This window comes from Aminobacter aminovorans, assembly GCF_900445235.1.
In the GTDB taxonomy this organism is placed as follows: Bacteria; Pseudomonadota; Alphaproteobacteria; order Rhizobiales; family Rhizobiaceae; genus Aminobacter; species Aminobacter aminovorans.
The window spans coordinates 3,350,260-3,368,550 of the sequence record NZ_UFSM01000001.1; the positions used below are offsets into that span (position 1 = coordinate 3,350,260).

An 18,291-nucleotide genomic window follows, 5' to 3' on the forward strand; every position below is an offset into this window, starting at 1 on the left:
CATATGGGAGAAGAGTTGCCCCCTCTCCCACATTGTCGCTCGGGTCTCGACTACAGGCGGCAGTAACGCAGGCGACCGTCATAACCGACATATGTGTCGGTGCGTGGATCATAGCTGCGGTAGCGTGCGAAGCAGCGCTGGACGTGGCTGTCATAGGGGTCGACCGGATAGTAGGCGTCATAATATGGCGCAGGCGCCGGGCGATGGCCGCCGGCGATGATCGCACCGGCGATGAAGCCGCCGGCACCGGCAAGCGCTGCCGCTTCAGCTCTTGTCAGGCCGCCGGCGGACGACTGCTGAACGGTCCCCATGAGGCCGGTCGCGACGACGGTGGCAGCGATAAGTCCCGAAATCATCTTGCTCTTGAAAGACATGGTGCTCTCCTTCGGTTGATCTGGGAGGCGTTCATCCGCCTCATGCCAGTCAGTCGCGGCCAGCATCCAAAAGGTTCATGTGCTCTGACGTCTTTTTTCGTTGTTGGTCGAGACAACAATCCACATGCGCCATCGCCCTTGCTTGACAGCGGCGCGACAACGGCTGAAGTCACGAGCCTCATCCGCAATGACCATCGCTGGAACGATCATGAGCCTGCAGTCAGTCAAAGCCTTCTTCGCCGAACACGCCCCCGACATCGAGGTCATCGAGACACAGACAAGCTCGGCGACGGTGGCACTTGCTGCCGAGGCGCATGGCGTCGAGCCAGCGCAGATCGCCAAGACCATCTGTATGCGTGTCGGCGAGCGGGTGATCCTGGTTGTCGCGCGTGGCGATGCCCGCATCGACAATCGCAAATGCCGCGATGCCTTCGGCGCCAAGCCACGCATGCTCGACGTCGAGCAGGTAGCGGAACTCACTGGCCATCCGGTCGGCGGCGTCTGCCCCTTCGGCCTGGCAACACCTCTCATGGTCTATTGCGACGTCTCGCTGCGCGCCTATGACGAAGTCGTGCCAGCGGCAGGCGCCACAAACGCCGCAGTGCGAATCGGGGTTGAACGGATGGCGGCTATCGTCGGCGCGGAATGGTGCGACATATGCCAGGACGCCGTTGGCAAGACCGATGCGGAAGCGGCTGAATAGGAAGGGCTGGTGCCCCCGGCAGGAATCGAACCCGCGACCTTCGGTTTACAAAACCGCTGCTCTACCAGCTGAGCTACAAGGGCAATTTGCTCCGGTTAGCATATTTTGCGGCGCAGTAAAGACAATTTCGGGCGAGCTTCACGGCATCCCCAGATGCGCATAGCCCCAGTGCCCTAAAACTCAAGCCATCTGCCCACTATATCCAGATCGCAGGCTAGCTTGAACGCCCGCGCTGGAGGTGATGGATGATCAGGTTCGTGATTATTGCCGTGGTGGTGATCGTCGCGTGGCTGTTGTTGCTCAAGCTTTTCCGGCAGATGAAAGAGGCGCGGGTCGACTGGACCGGCATCGCCACGATCATCGGCTTCATCGTTCTCGCCATCTACCTGCACTACGTCACCGGTATCGGCTGACGGCTGGCAGCCGCAAGACGGCGTCAGACGGCCGGTATCGCGGACCTTGCAAACACCACGCGATTGCGCCCCTGCTCCTTGGCTTCATAGAGGCAGCGGTCGGCAAGGCGCATGAGTTGCGATGTCGGCTGTCCGGCTGACGCCACCGCACCGATGCTGACCGTGAGGCGATGCGGACGGCCTTCCACCGGATAGAATGCAAGCCGTTCGACCTCGACGCGGATGCGCTCGGCGATAGCAGCCGCCTCATCCTGATTTGTGGTTGGCAGGAAGACGCAAAACTCCTCGCCGCCGACACGCCCGACCAGATCGTTTTCGCGGATCGCCGCACGCAAGGCCTTAGAGATCAGCTTGAGCGCCTCGTCGCCGACAAGGTGGCCAAAGGTGTCATTGATGCTCTTGAAGTTGTCGGCGTCGATCACAAGCAGGGCGCCGGAATCGCATTTTCGCCTGGCTTGCTTCGATTTCTCGAAAAATGCCTCGCGGTTCAGCAGCCCGGTCATGTGGTCGTGAGTCGCTCTTGCCTTCAGCTTGATGTGGGCTTCCGACAGCTCGGCAAGCGCACGGCTGAGTTTTTCGTTCTGCCAGAAGATCAGGAAGGCCGCAGGAAACGCAGTCATTACCGGCAGGATGGAGTTCATCGCGAAGACGAATGCCGTGAAAGACTGGCCGGCCGAATGACGGATCGAAAACGAAACGACCTGGGTCACGAGGATAATGGCGATGGTGACCAGGCTTGCCTTGAACGCGATCTTCCACACAGCGACGCCCCTTGCTCATTCCGATCCGGCTCTTGCAAAGGATGCATAGTGTTTGAAGCTTAATGTTTCCGAACTGAGTTGTCATGCCGTCGTCACACGCGATTGCAAGCATTCTCTAATGTAATACAGCCTAATCACCGGCTATCACCCATCGAGCCGCCTACTTGACCTCAGCAACCCCGACATCCGATTATGTGCCCGAACAGAAAACACGCTGCCCTGGAGTAGCAAATGCTAAAACACACCTTGCTGGCGTCCATCTTCACCCTGACAGGCATTTCGCTCGCCGAGGCGCAGACCTGCGAGAAAAACTTCAAGGTCAGCGGCATTCCGCTGGTCACGGCGGTATCTTACAAGAGCTCGCAGTCGTTTCCCAAGGTCAAGCAGGCAGAGGCGCTGAAGCGCTTGGCGCAGGCCGTCGCCGCCGAAGGCTTTTCCGGCATCACCGTCGACAAGAACCTCGGTGCCATCGACGCCCACCAGGAAACATCCGGCAGCGGGCGGCCGCAAACACTGCGGGTTGTTGCCCGAAGCCAGGGTGGCGGCACGCTGGTCAATGCCGTGTTCAACATCCAGCCAGGGCAAGTGACGACCAACGAGGTCGTGCGAAGCGGCATATGCACGATCATTCGCGCAGCTGCTGGCTGAGGCAGCCTGTCCGGGCAACGCGTGCTGGCCATGCCGCTCCCTTTGCTTCAGCAAAACCTCATGCTACCCCGTTGCCGGCGGCCGGCACTGGCGTTTGGACCGCCGGCAGGGAGCACATGGACGCCAAGACGCTGACATTTTCGTTCGCATCCTCCGGAACAGTGGAGGCGGATGCCGCGGCCAAGCGGCTTTCCCAGCGCTATGGCCAGATGCCGTACGAGCAGGCCGACATCGTCGTGGCGCTCGGCGGCGACGGTTTTCTTCTGCAGACGCTTCGTGAGACGATGAGCACCGGCAAGCGCGTCTACGGCATGAACCGCGGCACGGTCGGATTCCTGATGAACGAATACCGAGAAGGCGCCCTGCCCGAGCGCCTCGCCGCTGCGGTTGCCGAAACCATCCGGCCGCTTGAAATGGTGACCATTGACGACACAGGCACGCCAAGGGAGGCGCTGGCGATCAACGAGGTATCGCTGCTGCGCCAATCCTACCAAGCGGCTCGCCTGCGCATTTCGGTCGACGGCAAGGTCAGGCTCGACGAATTGATATGCGACGGTGTCATGGTTGCGACTCCGGCCGGATCGACAGCCTACAATCTGTCGGCTCACGGCCCGATCCTGCCGCTCGACGCGCCATTGCTGGCCTTGACCCCGGTCAGCCCGTTCAGGCCGCGGCGCTGGCGCGGCGCGTTGCTGCCCAAGACGGCTGTGGTCCGATTCGACATATTGGAAGAGCAGAAGCGGCCAGTGAACGCAGTTGCCGACCATACCGAGGTCAAGTCGGTGGTGTCAGTCGAGGTCCGGGAATCCGCAACGCACACCGCAACCCTGCTGTTCGACCCCGGCCATTCCTGGAGCGAACGCATCCTGGCCGAGCAATTTAAATACTGACCATTAGGCCACAGCTGGAAGTAATCAGCTGCAATCGCCGCGTATGTGCCAGTTTGAGTTGACAAATCGCGCACTTACGCCTATCGCGTTGCGGCATATTGCAGGCGGTTTGCGCCTGTCGTGGCCAGTGTGCCGCGCCCTTGAACGAGCAAAGACAGCCAACAAACTTGTCCGAAGACACTCAGACCGCTCCAGAAGCGTTGACCTTCGCAGACCTCGGCCTTTCGCCGAAGGTCCTTTCCGCAGTCACCGACGCGGGCTACACCCAGCCCACGCCGATCCAGGCAGGTGCGATCCCGCACGCACTGCAGGGCAAGGACGTGCTAGGCATCGCCCAGACGGGTACCGGCAAGACGGCATCCTTCGTGCTGCCAATGCTGACGCGCCTTGAAAAGGGCCGTGCCCGGGCACGCATGCCGCGGACGCTGATCCTCGAGCCGACGCGCGAGCTCGCAGCGCAGGTCGAGGAAAACTTCGTCAAATATGGCAAAAACCACCGGCTCAACATTTCCCTGCTGATCGGCGGCGTGTCGTTCGACGAGCAGGAAAAGAAGCTCGAGCGCGGTGCCGACGTCCTGATCGCCACGCCCGGCCGCATGCTCGACCATTTCGAGCGCGGCAAGCTTTTGCTGACCGGCGTCGAGATCCTTGTCATCGACGAAGCCGACCGCATGCTCGACATGGGCTTCATCCCCGACATCGAGCGCATCTGCAAGCTGATCCCTTTCACGCGTCAGACGCTGTTCTTCTCGGCGACGATGCCGCCGGAGATCACAAAGCTGACTGAGCAGTTCCTGCACGCGCCTATCCGTGTCGAGGTTTCGAAGGCTGCGTCGACCAGCACCAACATCACGCAGCGCCTCGTCAAATCGGGCCCCAAGCCATGGGACAAGCGCGAAACGCTGCGCAAGCTGATCGACGCCGAAGGCGATGCAATCAAGAACGCGATCATCTTCTGCAACCGGAAGGTCGACGTTTCGGAGCTGTTTCGTTCGCTGGTCAAGCACGATTATGATGCCGGCGCACTGCACGGCGATATGGACCAGCGCGCCCGCATGGCGATGCTTGCAGGCTTCCGTGACGGCAAGCTGAAGCTGCTTGTTGCCTCTGACGTCGCAGCGCGTGGTCTGGACATTCCAGAAGTCAGCCACGTCTTCAACTACGACGTGCCAATCCACGCAGAGGACTATGTCCACCGCATTGGCCGCACCGGTCGAGCCGGGCGCCTGGGTAAGGCTTTCACCATTGTTACCAAGTCCGACACCAAATATGTCGACGCTATCCAGCGACTGACCGGCTTGGAGGTGGAATGGCACGACGGCGACCTGTCGACGGTCGTTGCCAGCGAAGGCGACGACGAAGCGCCGCGCCGCGGCCGTGGCGCGCCACGTCGCGCCGGCAAGGAAAAGCCAGGTCGCGAACGCGACCGCAAGCCGCGTGAAGAAGCACCAGTTACACAGGCCGCCGCCGTCGTGGCAGCCGAGGCGCCCGTCGACAACGTCGTCTCCGACATCAACGAGCGCCGCGAACGCAAGGATGCGATCCGAAACGGCAATTCCGATCGCAAGCAGCGCGAACATGAAGACAGGCCGCGCCGCGACGATCACCGCGGCAACCGCCGCCATCAGCGCGAGGAAGACGATGACCGCACCGTCGGCTTCGGCGACGACATGCCAGCCTTCATGCTCATCACCACAAACGTCTGAGCGATCGGACAATCCAGCGAAATGGCCCCTGATCGGGGCCATTTTCTTTTGGCGCCAGCATTCCCTGATTTCGTACAGAAGCGGACAGCTTGGCCTTCTCGCGACCATTCACGCGGCCTATGAAAAACGGCCCCGCAAAGGGGGCCGTGTTTCGTGAGCTTGCCTGTCCGTCTGCAGTTCAGGTGAGCGGCGACAGCTGGATTTCGACGCGGCGGTTCTGTGCGCGGCCTTCCGCAGTGGCGTTGGACGCAATCGGACGGGTCGCACCGAAACCGGTGACGGCAAAACGGCGCGAATCGACGCCCTGGGCACCGAGGTAGTTGGCGACCGACAACGCGCGACGCTGCGACAGGTCGAAATTGTGCTGGTCGCCGCCGGTCGAATCGGTGTGACCGAACACGTCGACGGTGGTCTGATTGAACTTCTTGAGCACCAGCGCCACCGAGTTCAGCGTGTTGTAGAAGCCGGCCTTCACCGCGTCCTGGTCGGTGGCAAAGGTGATGTTCGACGGCATGTTCAGGATGATCTGGTCGCCGGCGCGGGTGACGCTGACGCCGCTGCCCTGCAGTTGGGCACGCAATTCGGATTCCTGCCGGTCCATGTAGCCGCCGGCGAGACCACCGGCGAGTGCGCCGACACCAGCGCCGATCAGCGCGTTGCGGCGGTCATTGCCGCCGGCGAGCAGACCAAGGCCGGCGCCGGCGAGTGCACCGATACCAGCACCTGCAGCGGCGTTCGAAACCTTCTGCTGACCGGTATAAGGATCGGTCGTGCACGCACCGACAAGCATGCTGCCAGCCAGCGCGAAAATCACTGTCTTCTTCATAAGGATATGTCCCTCTCCGTACCGCGAAAACGCGCCGGGCGTTTCGCGCAAAGCCCTTCACCGGCCTTGTAGCATGAAATACGGCGAAAAACGGAACGGAAGCAGTGGCAAATGGGCAAACCCGGACCTGACTGCAGGACAAATTGGTCGGCTACCAGAGGTTCTTGCCGTCGAGCACGACGACTTCGATCCGATCGAGGTCGAAATCATCGAAAAGGCGCGCATTGACGCTGACCTTGGGATTGTCGAAGTCGGCTTCGCCGGTCGACCAGTCAGGCGTCTCGGTGAAGGTACCGCAGCCGCAGATAGCGCAGAAACCATGCTTCACCACGCTCGCATCGCGCGCGTAGATCGAGACGTTTTCGGGCGGACTGGTCAGCTTGAACTGGGCAGGCACGTAATAGGCCCAAAGCGCACCACGCTTGGAGCAAAACGTGCAGGTGCAGAAGGTCACCGTCTCTGGCACCTCCGTTACCTCAAACATAGTCGCCTTGCAGTGACAGCTGCCCTTGATCACCATCCTGGTATTCCTCGCATGTCGTTTTGGGTCGCTTTCCTGCGACGGCGCACCATAGCGAGACGCTGCTGACACGCTGGTGTCAGCAGAACGGCTGTCAGGATTGTCAGTAGGACTTCGGCGGCACGAACAGGCAGATGGTTTTGCTGTCATCGGCACCCGCGACGGAGCACCAATGATATTGGCCATCAGGCGATTCGTGGATCCGTGCATCCTGGTAGGTTACCACCTCGCCAGTGCCCTCGATGACATAGCCTTGTGGCCGCTCGCTTATCGCCTTCTTGGGCACCTCGCGGCAGTCATAGCCGGAACAGCAAGAGAAAGGATAGGTCCAGCCTTTGGGCGCATCATGGGAAAAGGCGGGCGGTGCGCTGATCGAAATCAGCACGAGCGCAGACACTGCAAGGGCATATCGGCGCAGGCGGAGGTTTCCTGGACGCATAGCGTCATCCCCTGAGATTACCTCCCAAGCGAATCCTGCTCCCGCACGCTTAACGAAATCTTACCTGAAATGTTCCAGCGACAGGCAGCCCGGTCATCACGCTTTCGCGACGACCGGGCGCCAGAAAACGCTAGTCGAGGTCGGCGACCGCCTGCCCTGCCCCGCCTTCGATGCGTTGCGACAGCGACGCTTCCATGAAGTCGTCGAGGTCACCGTCGAGAACGTCGGACGGGCTGGTGCTTTCGACGCCGGTGCGCAGATCCTTCACCAACTGGTAGGGCTGGAGCACGTAGGAGCGGATCTGGTGACCCCAGCCGATGTCGGTCTTGGCCGATTCCGTCGCGTTGGCGACGGCCTCACGCTTTTTCAGCTCTTCCTCGTAGAGGCGCGAGCGCAGCATTTCCCAGGCCTTGGCCTTGTTCTTGTGCTGCGAGCGCTCGGCCTGACAGGCTACGGCAATGCCGGTGGCGATGTGCGTGATGCGCACCGCCGAGTCGGTGGTGTTGACGTGCTGGCCGCCAGCGCCCGACGAACGGTAGGTGTCGATGCGCACATCCGATTCCGAGACGTCTATCTCGATCGAATCGTCGACCACTGGATAGACCCAGATGCTGGAGAACGAGGTGTGGCGACGCGCATTGCTGTCATAGGGCGAAATGCGGACCAGGCGATGAACGCCCGATTCCGTCTTCAGCCAGCCATAGGCATTGTGGCCCTTGATCAGCAGCGTGGCAGACTTGATGCCGGCTTCTTCGCCATCATGGACTTCCAGAACCTCGACCTTGAAGCGACGGCGTTCGGCCCAGCGGGTGTACATGCGCAGCAGCATGTTGGCCCAGTCCTGGCTCTCGGTGCCACCAGCACCGGCGTGGACTTCGAGATAGGTGTCGTTCTGGTCGGCTTCGCCCGACAGCAGCGACTCGATCTGGCGCGCCCGGATCTCGCCGGCCAGCGAACGAATGGCGGTTTCGGCCTCGCTGATGATGTCAGCGTCGCCTTCTTCCTCGCCCATCTCGATCAGGCCGATATTGTCGTCCAGCGCCTGGCTCAGGCCCTTGATCGCATTGATGCTGTCATCGAGCGACTGGCGCTCGCGCATCAGCTTCTGGGCTTCCTGCGGGTCGTTCCAGAGGTTGCCGTCCTCTGCCCGCATATTCAGGTAATCAAGCCGCTTTATCGCCTGATCCCAGTCAAAGATGCCTCCTCAGCAGGCTTATGGCCTGCCTGATTTCGTCGACGATGTTCTGCGTTTCCGCGCGCATGGAGATTGCTTCTTTTTGCTTGTTTCGCGCCCGAAGGCGGTTGTTGAATCCGCGCGGAACATAGGGATGAGGCCGCCCCCTGTAAAGCAAAATGGGCCGGCGCCTTCCGGCCTGCCCATACGCCTAGCCGGCATAAGCAGCTTCAAGCCTGGCGACGTCGATCTTGGTCATCTGCAGCATCGCCTGCATGACCCGGCCGGCCTTGGCGCCATCGGCATCGCCAAGCAACCGCGGCAGTGCCTCGGGGACGACCTGCCATGAAAGCCCGAACTTGTCCTTCAGCCAGCCGCACTGGCCTGGTTGGCCGCCCTCGGACAGCTTGTTCCAGAAGTGGTCGACCTCGGGCTGATCCGTGCAGTCGATGCTCATCGAAATCGCTTCGGTGAACTTGAACATCGGACCGCCGTTCAAGGCCGTGAAATGCAGCCCTTCGAGCTCGAACTCGGCGACCATGACGCTGCCGGCAGGCCCTGGTCCCGCCTCGCCATAGCGGGTCACCTTGCCTATCCTAGAATTCTTGAACACCGAAACGTAAAACGTCACCGCCTCTTCGGCCTGGTCGTCGAACCAAAGGAATGGGCTGATCTTCTGCATCATCTTCTCCTCGCTGAAATTTCGACTGTCGCGCCGTCACCGGCTGTTTCATGCCCACCCCATGACGCAATCACGGGCGGCCATTTCAATAACCAAAAGGCTATATAACTATTTGGGTATTTTCAAGCAGTCGAGACTGACATGCGCAAACAAAAATGCGCGCGGCTAGGCCGCGCGCATTCGTCAGTTCAATCGACGTTCCGGCGAATGCCGGCCGATCAGCGATCCTAGTAGAGGCCGCCGCCACCTTCGCTGATGGCTTTGCTGGCCTGCGGCGACAGGGCTTCACCGTAGCCATTGGTGCCGTCCTCACCCATGCCGATGACCCAGTAGCTGTCGGCAGGGCCGGTGCCTGGCTTGAAGGCTTCCATGATCGTACCCGGCGCGCCTTCGGCTGCCTGCATGCCGGTCTTGCGGTCGATCGAGATCAGCTTCATGCCGGCCGGTACGACGAAGTCGCTCTTGGGCGTACCTTCGAGTGCCACCGTCATAAAATCCTTGAACACCGGTGCAGCGAGACCGCCGCCGGTCGTGCCTTTGCCGAGCCCCTGGGGCTTGTCGTAGCCCATGTACAAGCCGACAACGAGGTTGGGCGTGTAGCCTACGAACCAGGCGTCTTTCTCGTCGTTGGTCGTTCCGGTCTTGCCGGCAATCGGCCGGTTGAGCGACAGCAGCGTGGTCGCCGTGCCGCGCAGCACGACGCCTTCCAGCATAGAGGTAATCTGGTAGGCGGTCATCGGGTCCAGCACCTGCTCGGAATTGTCGACCAGCTCCGGCTCGGGCTGATTGGCCCATTCGGTGGCGACGCAGCCTTCGCAGCCACGTTCGTCATGCTTGAATACCGTCTTGCCGTAGCGATCCTGGATGCGGTCGATCAGCGACGGCTTGATCTGGCGGCCGCCATTGGCCATCACGGCATAGGCCGAGACCATACGCATGACGGTGGTCTCGCCCGCGCCCAGCGCCATCGGCAGATAAGGCGCCAGCTTGTCGTAGACACCGAAGCGCTCGGCATATTCGGCGACCGTCTTCATGCCCATGTCGTTGGCAAGGCGCACAGTCATCAGGTTGCGCGAGCGCTCGATGCCGGCGCGCAGGGTCGAGGGACCGGCAGCCTTGCCGTCATAGTTCTTCGGCGTCCAGGTGGTGTTGCCCGACTGAATGGTGATCGGGCCGTCCATGATCACCGAGGCCGGCGTGTAGCCGTTGTCGAGTGCTGCCGCATAAACGAATGGCTTGAAGGCCGAACCTGGCTGGCGCATCGCCTGGGTCGCGCGGTTGAACTCGGACTGCGAATAGGAGAAGCCGCCGACCATGGCTAGCACGCGGCCGGTGTGCGGATCCATGGCGACGAGGCCGCCCGACACTTCAGGCACCTGGCGCAGCGCATAGCTGTCGCCTTCGTTCTTCTCGACATAGATCACGTCGCCGGATTTCAGCACTTCGGACGGAGAATTGGCCTTCACGCGCTTGCCGTCGGCGACATAGCGCATGGCAAAGCTCATGTCGTCCTTCGACACTGTGCTCGTCTCGCGGTCCTTGGACAGCGCGCCGGAAATCTCGCGCTTAGGCTGAAGGCCGATCTCGAGGCCGGTCTTGGAGCTGTCGAGCACGACGGCGAGACGCCATTCGGGAATGTCGTCCAGCGCCTTGACCTCGCCGAGCGCCGTGCCCCAGTCGCCCGAGATGTCGATGTTCTTGACCGGGCCGCGATAGCCGCGCAGGCGATCGTACTTCTCCAGGCCCGACTGCATGGCCTTTCGCGCCATGGCCTGAAGCTTCGGGTCGAGCGTGGTGCGGACCGACAGGCCGCCCTCGTAAAGCGCGTCCTGGCCATAGCGTGCGATCAGTTCGCGGCGCACTTCTTCGGTGAAGTACTCACCCGCGAACACATAGGTGCCGGTGCGGCGCGGAGTCACGCCGAGCGGCGAGGCCTTGGCCTTGTCGCCTTCATCGCGCGACACATAGCCATTGGTGACCATCTGGTCGATCACCCAGTTGCGACGCTCTATGGCACGATCGGCATATTTGAACGGGTGATAGTTCGACGGGCCTTTCGGCAGCGCGGCGAGATAGGCAGCTTCAGCGACGGTCAGTTCGTTGACCGATTTGTCGAAATAGGTCAGCGCGGCACCGGCAATGCCATAGGCGCCGAGGCCGAAGAAGATCTCGTTGACGTAGAGTTCGAGGATGCGGTCCTTCGAGTAGGCCTGCTCGATGCGGAAGGCCAGAACCATTTCCTTGATCTTGCGCTCATAGGTCTGGTCGGAGCTCAGAAGGAAGTTCTTGGCGACCTGCTGGGTGATGGTCGACGCACCGACCTGCCGGCGGCCGGAACCGAAATTCTGGAAGTTGGTCAGCACGGCGCGGCCGAGGCCGGTCACGTCGATGCCGGGGTGATTGTAGAAGTTCTTATCTTCGGCCGACAGAAAGGCTGCCTTGACGCGATCGGGCACGGCCTGGATCGGCAGATAGAGCCGGCGCTCGCGTGCGAATTCGCCCATCAGCGCGCCGTCGGAAGCGTGGACACGCGTCGTCACCGGCGGCTCGTATTTGGCAAGCACCTCGTAGTCGGGGAGTTCCTTGGTCAGCTGGCCGAGATAGAGCGCCACGCCAGCCGCGACAACGAGCGCAAGCGTCGTGCCGATGCCGAAGAAATAGCCGATAAGACGAATCATGCCCGCTCCAGTACAACGTCCGGGGATTCCCTAAACCAACCCGCCATCATCGCAAGCTGCAGGTATTGTCCCGGTCCGCAATCGGCCACCCATGTCGCGCGCTTGTGGACAAAATACGGCAACAGCCCGCCAGCGCCAAAGATTCTGACCTAAAACACCACAAATGCCCGTTCCGTGACCCGCCGGCAATGCCATCTGCAGGCCAGAGCAATCCCGTCTCAGCCGCCGGTAGCGCCCCTTTCGGCAACAAAGGCTGCGACGGCCTTGGAAATGCTCGCCGCCGCCTTCTCGCGCCAATCGGCACTGCGAAGCTGCTCTTCGTCCTGAGGATTGGAGAGATAGCCGAGTTCGACCAGGACCGACGGCACATCAGGCGCCTTGAGTACCCGGAAGCCGGCCGAACGATGCGGGTTGTTGATCATGCCGACAGTCGGCGACAGCTCGCCGACCAGCGAGCGCGCGAAACGGGTCGAAAAGCCGTGCGTCTCGCGCCGGATCAGATCGACAAGAATGTCAGAGACCGCATGGTCTTCTTCGGCGACATCGACACCGGCCAGCTGATCGGAAAGATTTTCACGATCGGCCAGTGCCTGCGCATCGGCATCTGAAGCCTTGTCCGACACGGTGTAGACGGTAGCACCACGGATACCTTTGAGCCTGATCGTATCGGCATGAATCGAAATGAACAGGTCGGCTTCCTGCTGGCGGGCGATGCGGACACGGTCGTCCAGGCGGAGAAACTCATCGCCCTCGCGAGTCAGGACGACCTTGTAGGCGTTGTTGGACGCAAGCTTTGCCTGCAACTCCTTGGCGAAGGCCAGCGTCACGGTCTTTTCGACCGTGCCGTTCAGACCTTCGGCGCCACCGTCGATGCCGCCATGACCTGGATCGAGCACGATCGTGAACGGGCGGTCGCCGCGATGTGCGATCTTGCCGAGCCTGTCGGTCTTGGGCGTCGTCGAGCCGGTCGTCTCTGCCTGAATGGCGAGCGCCGCATCGAACTCACGCTCGGAGGCAGCGGCAATGTCGGCGACAAGGCGATAACCGGACCCGTCTTCATTTTTCAGGATATCGACCTTCTCGACGTTGAACGGCCCCTTCGACGTCACGATCAGCCGCGACGCCCCCTCGCCCGATGGGCCATAACGTACGCTCTTGATCAGGCCGCGCGGCTTGAGGTCCTTGGCGTCGATCGCAAGGGTGGCGTCAGGCAGATCTACGACAAGACGATGCGGGCTGCGCAGCAGGAACCACTTCGGCTCGGGTTCGCGATCGAAATTCATGACGATGCGCATATGAGTCGCGTCGCCTGCCATCTTGTAGTCGATCGTCCTGATCGTCTCGGCGGCGCGAACCGGCTGGCAATCGATGCCGACAAGGACCGTGAGGAACGCCAAGAGCGCGAACACCGCACGGCGTACCGCGCCGCCGGGCTGGATGCTCCCAAACGGGAAGCTCTTGCCAGTCAATACCGCAGCCCACATCTCAGTCTTGCCGCTCCAAAAAGCAGGCGTGCAGTCATTGCACGCCGCTACCAATCGCAGGCCGAATACGCGGCCCCCTCGATTAACGAGTGGTAACCAGAGAAGGTTAACCGAGTCTTTGTCGGAATACTCCCCCAAAGCGTTGTCGCGCCCGCCTTTGCCGGCGTCGGAAATCGGGGTTGCGCTCAACCTCGCCAAATCATAAAAGCGACATTGGATCACTGCAATCCAGGGCCCGCGCCCTCAGCGCCTTCCGCTAGGGAACCACGCGACGAGCGATGGCCCGCCTCGCTACAGAGACAGTTTCAGTGATCGCGACGAGATTCGCAGGCGCGGCCCGTGGCGGGGTAGCGACTGCGTGAGAAAAACGGCCGGACACTATCTCCGCGCCGGCTCTGTAAGAGCAAAGTAACTGGTCCGGATTCCCGGGCTTAGATTTGAAACAAGGTTCCGCAAGGTCACGCATTGGCCACAGACGCAATCATGGACAGGTCCGCAGGTAACCGCGCCATCACGGCAGCGGGCGGCACCGCCATGGCGTTTTGGCTGCGACCGGCGGGCGCAAAATCATCCGGCACCCACTCATCAGCAAACCCACGGCGGCGGACGAGTTCCCGCAGGCCGCAGCTGACGGCTGCCGGGAGGACAAATAATGCCCAACAAGATGCTGATAGACGCCTCCCACCCGGAGGAAACACGAGTTGTCGTAGTTCGCGGTAACCGTATTGAAGAATTTGATTTCGAATCACAGGACAAGAAGCAGCTCAAAGGAAACATCTACCTCGCCCGCGTAACGCGGGTTGAGCCGTCTCTTCAGGCTGCCTTTGTCGAGTATGGCGGGAACCGTCACGGCTTCCTCGCCTTCAGCGAAATCCATCCCGATTATTACCAGATCCCGGTCGCCGATCGGCAGGCGCTGCTGCGCGCCGAAGCGGAAGAAGCCGAGGACGAAGAAGACGAAGACAACGACGGCGACGACAGCAAGAGCCAGGATCGCAACCGTGGCCGCCGCAGGCGGCGCGGCGGCAAGAACCGTGGCCGCAACGACGAGAACAAGCCCGAGGGTGCGAGCGACGACGACAATGCGTCCTCCGAGGATGACGGCGAATCGAGTGCCGCAAGCGACGCTTCCGATGCCAATGCCGATGCTTCCGCTGTCGATGAAGGCAATGGTGGTTCCGACGAGCGCGAGCCGACGTCGATCGCCGCATCGGTCGATGCCGACGTCGTGTCCGAACGGGCACCTAAGCCGACGGTCATCGAAAACGACAACGGCGGCGTGATCGAGGAAGTGCATTCGACCCACCACGACGACCACGAGATCGAGTCGGTCGGCGCCGAAGACGCGCTCGAAGAGGTGCGCAACCGCCGCAAGCCCGTTCGCCGCCACTACAAGATCCAGGAAGTCATCAAGCGCCGCCAGATTCTCCTGGTCCAGGTGGTCAAGGAAGAGCGCGGCAACAAGGGCGCTGCTCTTACCACCTATCTGTCGCTCGCCGGCCGCTATTCGGTGCTGATGCCCAATACGGCGCGCGGCGGCGGCATTTCGCGCAAGATCACCAATGCCCAGGACCGCAAGCGCCTGAAGGAAGTCGTTGCCGATCTGGAAGTGCCGAAGGGCATGGGCGTCATCCTGCGCACCGCAGGTGAGAGCCGTACCAAGGCCGAGATCAAGCGCGACTACGAGTATCTGATGCGCCTGTGGGAGAACGTCCGCAGCCTGACGCTGCAGTCGACGGCTCCAGCCTTGGTCTATGAGGAAGGCAGCCTGATCAAGCGATCGGTGCGCGACCTCTACAACAAGGACATCGACGAGGTTCTCGTCGCTGGCGAAGACGGCTACCGCGAAGCCAAGGACTTCATGCGCATGCTGATGCCCAGCCATGCCAAGGTGGTCCAGCCTTACCGCGACATCACACCAATTTTCGTGCGCAGCGGCATCGAATCGCAGCTCGAGCGCATGGTCCAGCCGCAGGTGACGCTGAAGTCGGGCGGTTACATCATCATCAACCAGACCGAAGCGCTGGTGGCCATCGACGTCAACTCCGGGCGCTCCACCAAGGAGCATTCGATCGAGGAGACGGCACTACACACCAACCTTGAAGCCGCCGAGGAAGTCGCTCGCCAGCTCAGGCTACGCGACCTCGCCGGCCTGATCGTCATCGACTTCATCGACATGGAGGAGAACCGCAACAACCGTGCGGTCGAAAAGAAGCTCAAGGATTGCCTGAAGAACGACCGCGCCCGCATCCAGGTCGGCCGTATCTCGCATTTCGGCCTGATGGAGATGTCGCGCCAGCGCATCCGCGCCAGCGTGCTCGAATCGACGATGAAGCCCTGCCCGCATTGCGGCGGCACCGGCCATGTCCGTTCGGACTCCTCGGTGGCACTCCAGGTCGTGCGCGCCATCGAAGAGTTCCTGCTCAAGGACTCGCGCAGCCACATCACCGTCAAGACGCCGGTGGCGACCGCGCTCTACGTGCTCAACCACAAGCGCTCAACGCTGGTCGATCTCGAAAACCGCTTCGGGGTGACGATCACGCTCGAGGCCGACGACAGCGTCGGCTCGCAGAACCATGCCATCTTCCGCGGCGCCATTGCCGAGAAGCCGGCGAACTTCGCCCTGCCCGTCGCGGCTCCGGCCTATGAAGAGCCTGAGGAAATCGAAGACGAGATCGTCGAAGAGGAAGAAGAGGCGGTCGTTGTAGAGGCACAGCCTGCGCGTGCGCCACAGCCGGCTGCTGCAGCCGAAGGCGGTGAGCAGCATGACCGCAAGCGCCGCAAGCGCCGGCGCCGCCGTGGCGGCCGCGATCGTGACCGCGAGCACGGCGCTCCGCAGGAAGGTGCCGTCGTCGCCGGCGAGGCCAACGAAGCCGAAGATGGCGAAGAGGACGTCGCCGCTGAAGCCGTTGTTTCCGAGGAAGCCGGTGAAATCGCAGCCGTCGACGCGACCGCGGCCGAAGATGCCGCAGCCAAGAAGCGGCGTCGCGGCAAGCGGGGCGGCAAGCGCAACCGCAAGGAAGACGAAGAGCAGTCGGCTGAAGGCAGCGAACAGGTCGCAGCCGACGACACTGCCGTCGCCGAGACCGCTGCAAGCGAGGTCGTGACCACTGATGTGGTGACGGTCGAAGTGGACGCCGACGAGCCGGAAGCTGTCGTCGAAGCCAAGCCGAAGAAGGCGCTGCGCCGTTCGGCCAAGGCCAAGAAGGCAGAGGCCGAAGCTGAAGCAGTTGCAGAGGCTCCCGCCGCCGAGGTTGTTGCCGAGGCCGCTGCACCTGAAGCCGAAGCCAAGCCCGGCAAGAAGGCGGCAAAACCGCGTGCGCCACGCCGCAAGGCCGCCGCCGCTCCGGCCGAGGACGACGTCGTTTCCGAAGCCCCGGCCGCAACTCCGGTCGCGCCTGAAACACCGGTGGTCACTTCGGTTGTTGAGGCCGAAGAAGCTGCATCCGGCGATGCCAAGCCGAAAAAAGGCGGTTGGTGGCAGCGCAAGGGCTTTTTCTAAGCTTCCATTTCTCTGATCTAAAAGACCCCGATCAGCATTCGCCGGTCGGGGTCTTCAATTTGTGAGATTATTTTGCTTGCCGTCCGAACCCATTTGCACCGATATACGGCTCGGCAAATGGTTAGACTCATAGTTTGCTTTTAATACTGCCCGGAGAGACGGCCGATGACGAGTGATAGCAAGATCGACATCCTAGGACTGACTGCCCATATCGTCAGCGCCTATGTAGAGAACAACAAGGTTCCTGCAACTGGCCTGCCAGAGTTGATCGCCAGCATCAACGCGTCGATCCTGTCGCTCGACCAGCCGGCCGAAGAGCCAGCCGAAGCCCAGCAGCCAGCGGTGAACCCGAAGCGCTCAGTCCATCCTGACTACATCGTCTGCCTGGAGGACGGGAAGAAGTTCAAGTCTTTGAAGCGCCATCTCTCGGTGCATTTCGGCCTGACGCCTGAGGAATACCGCGCCAAATGGGGCCTGCCGGCCGATTATCCGATGGTTGCGCCGAACTATGCCGCGGCGCGCTCGCAACTGGCCAAGTCGCTCGGCCTCGGCCGCAAGGCTGGTGCTGCGTCGTCGAAGACAGTGGCTGCACCGGCCAAGACACGCGGCCGCGCCAAGAAGGCATAATTTCTGGAAATTCAGGAACGCGCTTCGGGCTCTCCCGGGGCGCGTTTTTTGCTACGCGGCGACAACATCCGCCGAGAAGCGCAGTTCTCGCATCGGACGCACGCGTTGCGTCGTCCGATCATAAAGCGGATGGGCCTTGTAAGCGGCAAGCGCAGCCTGATCGGCGAACTCGGCATAGACGACGATGTCGATCTCGTCGGAGTACCAGTCGACCTTGGTGTTGACAGTCACTTCGAAGACCGTCGCGTGCGGAATATTGCCAAGCGCCGACAATTCCTCACGGATCATCTCGACGTCCTGTTTCTGCCGCGCACTGAAAAACACGATGTGCCGGATCAAGCCGCGACTCCTTCTGCTGCCTTCGCTGGCGCCTTTTGGGTCGGCTTTTGGCCGGCGTCAATCGGGCAAAACGCAGCAGCGCGGATGGCGCGGCAGATCCGTCAGTCCGTGACCATCCTGACGATGCGATGCACTTCGCGTACAGCTTTGGCAGTGGCATCGCCGTGGTTGTACAGAATGTCCCAGATGAGGAACAAGGCGACGCACATTATCGCGATGACGTAGCGAATTTGATGCCCTCCCGGGGTGGCGCTGAAATCCGGGAAACGATGCGCGCCACAGCTTCACCCTAGACCATTAGCAATATCTAATAACAAAGAAAATCAAAGCGACAACCGGATTGCATTCGGCCAATTCTCAGGACCACGTCTGGCATATCAGCGCTTGCCAGATGTCACTTGAAGTTCGAGATTTTGACGGTGAAGATCACGGCAGATTCACCGCAGCGCGCGGAATGCTTGGCGTCTCCGAGCCAAGTCGATCGCGAACTGACCGGAGATGCGTTCGGCGGCGCGTATCCGACCA

17 protein-coding genes and 1 tRNA gene are annotated in these 18,291 nt (G+C 61.5%); 7 read left to right on the forward strand and 11 right to left on the reverse strand.

What is annotated here, in order from left to right; translation table 11 throughout:
* Positions 1 to 50: 50 nt before the first annotated feature.
* Positions 51 to 374 (reverse strand): BA14K family protein, encoded by a 324-nt coding sequence (locus DY201_RS16510; protein WP_115733831.1) that lies wholly within the window; start codon positions 372 to 374, stop codon positions 51 to 53.
* Between the two features lie 208 nt (positions 375 to 582).
* Between DY201_RS16510 and DY201_RS16515 the strand changes: the two genes are divergently transcribed.
* The gene (locus DY201_RS16515) at positions 583 to 1,077 is read left to right on the forward strand and encodes a YbaK/EbsC family protein (protein ID WP_115732125.1); all 495 of its coding nucleotides are present in this window, start codon (positions 583 to 585) and stop codon (positions 1,075 to 1,077) included.
* Positions 1,078 to 1,084: 7 nt separating this feature from the next.
* Here DY201_RS16515 and DY201_RS16520 read toward each other — a convergent pair.
* Positions 1,085 to 1,160: transfer RNA gene (locus tag DY201_RS16520), tRNA-Thr, on the reverse strand.
* A 162-nt stretch (positions 1,161 to 1,322) separates the two neighbouring features.
* Here DY201_RS16520 and DY201_RS29075 point away from each other — a divergent pair.
* Positions 1,323 to 1,490 (forward strand): hypothetical protein, encoded by a 168-nt coding sequence (locus DY201_RS29075; RefSeq protein WP_165915959.1) that lies wholly within the window; start codon positions 1,323 to 1,325, stop codon positions 1,488 to 1,490.
* A gap of 23 nt (positions 1,491 to 1,513) precedes the next feature.
* Here the strand turns inward: DY201_RS29075 and DY201_RS16525 are convergent, their stop codons facing one another.
* Entirely contained in the window at positions 1,514 to 2,251 is a 738-nt protein-coding gene (locus tag DY201_RS16525) for a GGDEF domain-containing protein (protein ID WP_115732126.1), read from the reverse strand.
* Positions 2,252 to 2,482: 231 nt separating this feature from the next.
* Here DY201_RS16525 and DY201_RS16530 point away from each other — a divergent pair, with 231 nt between their 5' ends.
* The 3 genes from DY201_RS16530 (at position 2,483) to DY201_RS16540 (ending at position 5,495) form a co-directional block, all read left to right on the forward strand.
* Positions 2,483 to 2,899: a hypothetical protein gene (locus tag DY201_RS16530; RefSeq protein WP_115732127.1), complete on the forward strand. Its 417-nt coding sequence runs from the start codon at positions 2,483 to 2,485 to the stop codon at positions 2,897 to 2,899.
* A 116-nt stretch (positions 2,900 to 3,015) separates the two neighbouring features.
* Entirely contained in the window at positions 3,016 to 3,789 is a 774-nt protein-coding gene (locus DY201_RS16535; RefSeq protein ID WP_115732128.1) for an NAD kinase, read from the forward strand.
* A gap of 167 nt (positions 3,790 to 3,956) precedes the next feature.
* Positions 3,957 to 5,495 carry a DEAD/DEAH box helicase gene (locus tag DY201_RS16540; protein ID WP_165915958.1) on the forward strand — a complete coding sequence of 513 codons (1,539 nt, stop codon included), beginning with the start codon at positions 3,957 to 3,959 and terminating at the stop codon, positions 5,493 to 5,495.
* Between the two features lie 178 nt (positions 5,496 to 5,673).
* Here DY201_RS16540 and DY201_RS16545 read toward each other — a convergent pair whose 3' ends face one another.
* From DY201_RS16545 to DY201_RS16575, 7 genes are all read right to left on the reverse strand, one after another.
* The gene (locus DY201_RS16545; RefSeq protein WP_115732130.1) at positions 5,674 to 6,321 is read right to left on the reverse strand and encodes a YiaD family glycine zipper/OmpA-like lipoprotein; all 648 of its coding nucleotides are present in this window, start codon (positions 6,319 to 6,321) and stop codon (positions 5,674 to 5,676) included.
* 151 nt (positions 6,322 to 6,472) lie between these two features.
* On the reverse strand, positions 6,473 to 6,841 hold the full coding sequence (locus tag DY201_RS16550) for a GFA family protein (protein WP_115732131.1): 369 nt from the start codon (positions 6,839 to 6,841) through the stop codon (positions 6,473 to 6,475).
* A gap of 103 nt (positions 6,842 to 6,944) precedes the next feature.
* Positions 6,945 to 7,280, reverse strand: coding sequence for a cupin domain-containing protein (locus DY201_RS16555; protein WP_115732132.1), 336 nt, complete (start codon positions 7,278 to 7,280; stop codon positions 6,945 to 6,947).
* Between the two features lie 130 nt (positions 7,281 to 7,410).
* Positions 7,411 to 8,542 (reverse strand): peptide chain release factor 2 gene (gene prfB / locus DY201_RS16560; RefSeq protein ID WP_115732133.1). Its coding sequence is split into 2 segments (ribosomal slippage): positions 7,411 to 8,475 and positions 8,477 to 8,542, totalling 1,131 coding nucleotides; the frame shifts between segments, so codons are not numbered across the junction.
* Positions 8,543 to 8,665: 123 nt separating this feature from the next.
* Positions 8,666 to 9,136, reverse strand: coding sequence for a VOC family protein (locus tag DY201_RS16565; protein WP_115733832.1), 471 nt, complete (start codon positions 9,134 to 9,136; stop codon positions 8,666 to 8,668).
* A 227-nt stretch (positions 9,137 to 9,363) separates the two neighbouring features.
* Positions 9,364 to 11,814 carry a penicillin-binding protein 1A gene (locus tag DY201_RS16570; protein WP_115732134.1) on the reverse strand — a complete coding sequence of 817 codons (2,451 nt, stop codon included), beginning with the start codon at positions 11,812 to 11,814 and terminating at the stop codon, positions 9,364 to 9,366.
* Between the two features lie 218 nt (positions 11,815 to 12,032).
* Entirely contained in the window at positions 12,033 to 13,298 is a 1,266-nt protein-coding gene (locus DY201_RS16575; protein WP_115732135.1) for an N-acetylmuramoyl-L-alanine amidase, read from the reverse strand.
* A 652-nt stretch (positions 13,299 to 13,950) separates the two neighbouring features.
* Here DY201_RS16575 and DY201_RS16580 point away from each other — a divergent pair.
* Positions 13,951 to 16,800 carry an Rne/Rng family ribonuclease gene (locus DY201_RS16580; RefSeq protein ID WP_115732136.1) on the forward strand — a complete coding sequence of 950 codons (2,850 nt, stop codon included), beginning with the start codon at positions 13,951 to 13,953 and terminating at the stop codon, positions 16,798 to 16,800.
* A 165-nt stretch (positions 16,801 to 16,965) separates the two neighbouring features.
* Complete coding sequence (locus DY201_RS16585; protein WP_115732137.1) at positions 16,966 to 17,427, forward strand: Ros/MucR family transcriptional regulator; 462 nt, start codon at positions 16,966 to 16,968, stop codon at positions 17,425 to 17,427.
* A gap of 51 nt (positions 17,428 to 17,478) precedes the next feature.
* On the opposite strand, the gene DY201_RS16590 is transcribed toward DY201_RS16585, so the two are convergent.
* Complete coding sequence (locus DY201_RS16590; protein WP_115732138.1) at positions 17,479 to 17,766, reverse strand: Dabb family protein; 288 nt, start codon at positions 17,764 to 17,766, stop codon at positions 17,479 to 17,481.
* Between the last annotated feature and the right edge of the window lie 525 nt (positions 17,767 to 18,291).